The 5000-nt window shown below is 62.0% G+C and carries 4 protein-coding genes and 1 pseudogene; all 5 read right to left on the bottom strand.

The features are described from left to right. A partial coding sequence (locus JWQ89_RS15600; RefSeq protein ID WP_299642442.1) for a glycosyltransferase occupies positions 1-387 on the bottom strand: 387 nt, incomplete at its 3' end. 35 nt (positions 388-422) lie between these two features. Next, positions 423-1028 (bottom strand): WecB/TagA/CpsF family glycosyltransferase, encoded by a 606-nt coding sequence (locus tag JWQ89_RS15595; RefSeq protein ID WP_299642445.1) that lies wholly within the window; start codon positions 1026-1028, stop codon positions 423-425. A gap of 324 nt (positions 1029-1352) precedes the next feature. After that, positions 1353-2204: pseudogene (rfbA, locus tag JWQ89_RS15590) on the bottom strand (glucose-1-phosphate thymidylyltransferase RfbA); the annotation flags it as partial. Positions 2205-2213: 9 nt separating this feature from the next. Further along, the gene (locus JWQ89_RS15585; protein WP_299642443.1) at positions 2214-3761 is read right to left on the bottom strand and encodes a sugar transferase; all 1548 of its coding nucleotides are present in this window, start codon (positions 3759-3761) and stop codon (positions 2214-2216) included. Between the two features lie 373 nt (positions 3762-4134). Beyond that, the coding region (locus tag JWQ89_RS15580) for an SIS domain-containing protein (RefSeq protein WP_299642440.1) at positions 4135-5000 on the bottom strand (866 nt) is incomplete at its 5' end.

Raw genomic sequence — 5000 nt, 5'->3', positions numbered from 1 at the left:
CAATCCGTCGAGCCGGTTGAGGATGGGATTGTGGGTTTGCGCCGGCGAGTGGTGCGACGTGGCTACCGTTACGCCTGGGCCCGCGAGCGTGGCCGCGGCAGCGGCCAAGACGTTGGCGGCGGGCATGGCGGTGAACACGATCGACGGGCTGTGGGCGGCGAGGAACCGCGCCAGCGCCTTCAGCATGGCGACCCGTCCCAATAACGAGGTCGGCTTGCGTTCGACGATATGGGTCCACGGGATTTGCGCCGAGGTAGTCTGGACCTCGCCCACGCCCGGATAGAGGGCGGCAAGAGACGTCGCATATCCGCGCTCGCGGAAACCCTCGGCCAGGTCGGCCCACATCTCCTGCACCCCGCCCGCGGACGAATGCGAAACCAGGAACACCGCCGATCTGGGACGGGAAGCGGTCGAGACCACGCCTAGACCTGCACCGCGCCTGGCGTGGGCGGGACCGGGCCGTCGGATGTGGCCGTGATCAGCTGATAGAGGGCGGGCAGATTGGTGATCAGATACCGCGGGCCCAGGCGACGGGGCTCTTTGATCGCCCGGTAGAGCCATTCCAGCGCGGCTTTCTGCATCCACATGGGCGCGCGGCTGCACTGTCCGGCACAGTGGTCGAACAGACCGCCGCAGGTCTTGATCCAGGCCAGGCCCGCTAGCTTCTCCCGATTGCGTATGGCGAAGCTCTCCTGCGCGGGGCTGCCCAGGCCAACCCACAGCACATCGGCCTCGAGGCCGACGATGTCGCGGCAGATCTGGTCTTCTTGGTCCGGGCTGAAATAGCCGTCACAAACCCCGACGATCTGCAGTCCGGGATGGAGGCCGCGCAGACGGTCCGCCGCGATCTGCGCGACGCCGGGCTTGGCTCCGAGGAAATAAAAGCGCAGGCCGTTCGCCGCCGCGGCCTTGGCCGCATCGTGGATGAAATCCGTGGTGGCAACGCGCTCCGTCAGCGGGGTCTTGCTGAACAGCCGGCTGGCGATGACCAGCGGCTGGCCATCGGCATCGACAGCGTCCGCCTTCATGATGAGGTCGCGGAAGGCGGGGTCGCGGCGGAATTTGGCGACAACAGAACCATTGGAAGAGGTCAGCACCCGCGGCATGGCCATCTGACCCGAGCGCGCCAACGCGCAGTCGGCGACCATCCTCGCGGCCAGTTGCTGCCGGTTGGCGCGCAAAGTGGGTATGCCGCCTATGAGCATGGTCTCGGTCACATACGGGACGTCCGCCAAGTGCCCACCCATGGAAGCCACCAGCAGGTGACGTCCAGGTACCGGGTCACTACAGCTGGCAGTCGTCGGATCAACACGAAATCGAGTGCGTTCCGTCTGTGTTATTTCCGACAGCGAGTGAGCAACTTTGAAACCCGGTTCGGCCAGTTGCAACTTGCCACCAGGCACCTGGAATGGGCACCTTCGCCGACTGAAGCCGCGCCGCCACGCAGCCTCCTCCGGCACACTTACCTTCAGGCCTTGGCGCTCCTCGATGGTGCGGACGTAATTGCCCGCATCGAGCAGCGAGCCGAATGTCCCGGTGTCAAGCCAGGCCGTCCCTCGAGGTAGCACCTCGACCGATAACTTCCCCCAATCCAGGTATGCGCGATTGACATCGGTGATTTCGTACTCGCCCCGATCGGAGGGCATTACAGAGGCAGCGATGTCGACCACTTCGTTGTGATCGAAGTACAGGCCGGGAACCGCGTACTCGGATCGCGGACACTTCGGCTTTTCCTCGAGAGACACCGCGCGGTGTTGATCGTCGAATTCGACCACGCCATATGCGCTGGGATCGGATACCCGGTAAGCAAAGATTGTTCCGCCATCGATCTCGCTGAAGCGGCTCAGCTGTAATCCCAACCCGGGACCGTGGAAAAGGTTGTCGCCGAGCACTAATGCCACGCACTCGGTCCCGCTGTGGTCCCTGCCGATGACAAATGCCTGAGCGAGCCCATCTGGCACCGGTTGAACCGCGTACGTGATGGAGATACCGAACTGCGAGCCGTCTGCCAACAATCTCCCGAACGCCGTGGCGTCCGCCGGTGTGGTGATGACCAAGATATCGCGGATGCCCGCAAGTATCAGAGTCGTCAGCGGGTAGTAGATCATCGGCTTGTCGTAGACCGGTAGCAGCTGCTTGCTTGTGCCAACGGTGATCGGGTGCAGCCGAGAGCCGGTGCCCCCCGCGAGAATGATTCCGCGCATGACCAGTCCTCAGTAGGCGCCGTCGTGCCAAAGGACTGCGCGCAATGTCTTTGCGATGATCACGAGGTCTCCGGACATCGACCAATTGTCGATATATGAAAGATCGAGCCGAACCGCGTCATCCCATGAAAGGTCGGATCTGCCACTAACCTGCCACAATCCAGTAATGCCAGGCTTAACGAGGAGCCGCCGCTGCAAATCACAGTCGTAGGCCTCTACTTCGCGTCTTAAGGGCGGACGGGGACCGACGACACTCATCTCTTGTCGAAGGACGTTGATAAACTGAGGCAGCTCATCGATACTAAATCGACGCAATACACGTCCTACGGGTGTTATACGCGGATCGTCGCGGATTTTGAAAAGAAGACCATCAGATTCGTTGTTGCCCAGCAGGCTTGCGAGCTGCTTGTCAGCTTCATCGACCATAGTCCGTAACTTCAGCATGGAAAAAGGCTGGCCATCGATTCCAATACGTTCAGAACAGTAGAACAGTCGACCTCTACTGGTCATTTTCGTCGCGATGGCGGCGACGAGAAGGATCGGTAGGGTTAGTGTGACGGCGGTTAAAGCGAAGCAAAAGTCAAAAGCACGTTTTTGGAATCGCTTCGCCCCGCGATATTGCGGTTTCTCAATATGCAATAGTGGTATTCCGGCAACTGGCTGCATCACCAAGCGAGAAACCGCGACATCCATTACCCCAGGTGACACAACAAGGTCGACGCCCATCGGCTCGAGCTTCCAAATGAGCCTGCGGATTCCCTGGATCCCGAAATGCTCGGTTCCGGCAATCGCCACTGTGTCCGCACCGCACGTACGAATCGCCTCCAAAGCGTAGGTTTCGCCACCGACGATGGGAATCGCCCCACTGCGGACTAGTAGGTGTTCGCCACGTGCAGGGCCATAACCCGGTATGCAAACTCCCACTACCCGATATCCATCCCGCGGATTTCGGGTCAGCTCATTCGCGAGACTCGCCACCGCCTCACTTTTTCCGACGGCCAACACCGCAGTTTGATATCTGCCTTCGACCCGCTTGCGCGCAACAGATTTCCGCCACAGCCATCTGCTCAGCACCAGTCCGATAATGCCCACGGGAAGAGCCACTGCGAGATAACCTCGCGCAATCTCGAGCTTGAAAATCAGTTCCGCCATAGCGATGGCCCCAAAGGTCCAGAGAGACGCCTCCACCGCTCGCCGATACTCCTCGATGCCTCTACCGATGATCCTTGCGGATCTCGCATGGAATCCGGCCAGAGTAGACAGCCATAGAATGGCGAGCAGAACGGAATAAGCCGTCACATAATAGTTTGCATATCCAGGCGCCAGAGGAGCATGGCCGAATCGGATATAATGCGCGAATATCACCGCTCCGCATACCACAGCGGTGTCAGTTATCCGTAGGTTAGCGGCGTATCGCCGTTGCCAGCGCGAGCGGTCGAGTACCTGACTCGGCGGCCCTTCGGCTCCGGTACCTTGGACGGACCCTATGATGCGAACCGGGGTTGTCCTTGTGAGCGCTCGCTTTCTGGCCACCGTGGTGCTTTGATGGCCAACCATCGCCAGCCGGTCTCGTTCGCTCTCAGGGCGAGAGACGATAAGGTCGAGCTTCCACTGATGCACGGCCTACCCCGACACCATGGGTTCGGATTCTGTAATGCGCTGGGCGCCGGCGCGAGGCTTGGTCGGAGACGGCCCTGCGACAGAACGCGCGGCAGTTGGGCAAACGTGCCTGTGCAGGCGCGAGATGCCCCAGCTTGTGCCGCCGAAACCCCTCAGACCCGAACCGGGGGGCTCAACCAGGTGAACGTCGGGAACCCCACGGCGGTCGGCATTCATCGAGATCACACCAAGCAGTTCGAACGCCGTCGGAGGCACTGGTTCAGGCGCGGCCGTCGGACCGTGAATCGGTGGTTTCTGCCGGTCCATCGGATCACTCCACCGTCACTGATTTGGCGAGGTTGCGGGGTTTGTCGACGTCATGCCCCAAAGCCAGTGCGAGTGTCCGGGCCAGAATCTGCAGCGGGATAACGCTCTCGAGTGGGCCCCACGGCACTAGCGAATTGCCCATCACGGGGACGGTGCTGCCCGCTGAACCGATACTGATGATGCGGCCACCCCGAGCCTGGACCTCGGCGACGTTGCTGGCCAGTTTGGGGTCGGCATTATCGACGACCACAACCGGAGTCCCGGTGCTGATCAGCGCCAGGGGCCCGTGCTTGAGCTCACCGGCTGGGTAGTGCTCTGCCCACCGGTAGGTGAGTTCCTTGAGCTTGAGTGCGCCTTCAGCGGCATACGGCAGCCCGGAGCCCCTGGCTATGAAGACAAAGCCGCTGGCGGTGGTCAGCTCCTCGGCGATCGGGGGCACCAGACACTTGGCCACCGTGCCGGCCGCGGCAAGCTGATCCGGCAGGCGCCGAAGATCGTCGACGAGTTGGGCGGCGTAAGTCGAGGAGAGCCGGTTCGTGGCGACGAGCGCCGAAACCATCACCGCCACACCGGCAATGATCTGGCACACGAAGGTCTTGGTGGCTGCCACGCCGATCTCCGGGCCGGCTGCGAAAGTCATCACCGCGTCCGCCCTACGGGCCAACGTGGAATGCGAGTTGTTGGTGAGGGCCAGCAGGGGCGACTCGTCCGCCACTCGGGATGCGACAGCGTGCAGTACGTCCGCGGTCTCGCCGGACTGGCTGATCGCCAGACACAAGGTACGAGGCTCCACGACGTCCTCGGCGGCTTCGCTGGCCACACTGCGCGTCACCGGCAGCCCGCCGAGGCGGCGCACCGCGTTGCCGATCA

It is taken from the genome of Devosia sp., assembly GCF_028290645.1.
Classification (GTDB): Bacteria; Pseudomonadota; Alphaproteobacteria; order Rhizobiales; family Devosiaceae; genus Devosia_A.
This window is presented reverse-complemented; position numbering and strand designations above follow the sequence as displayed.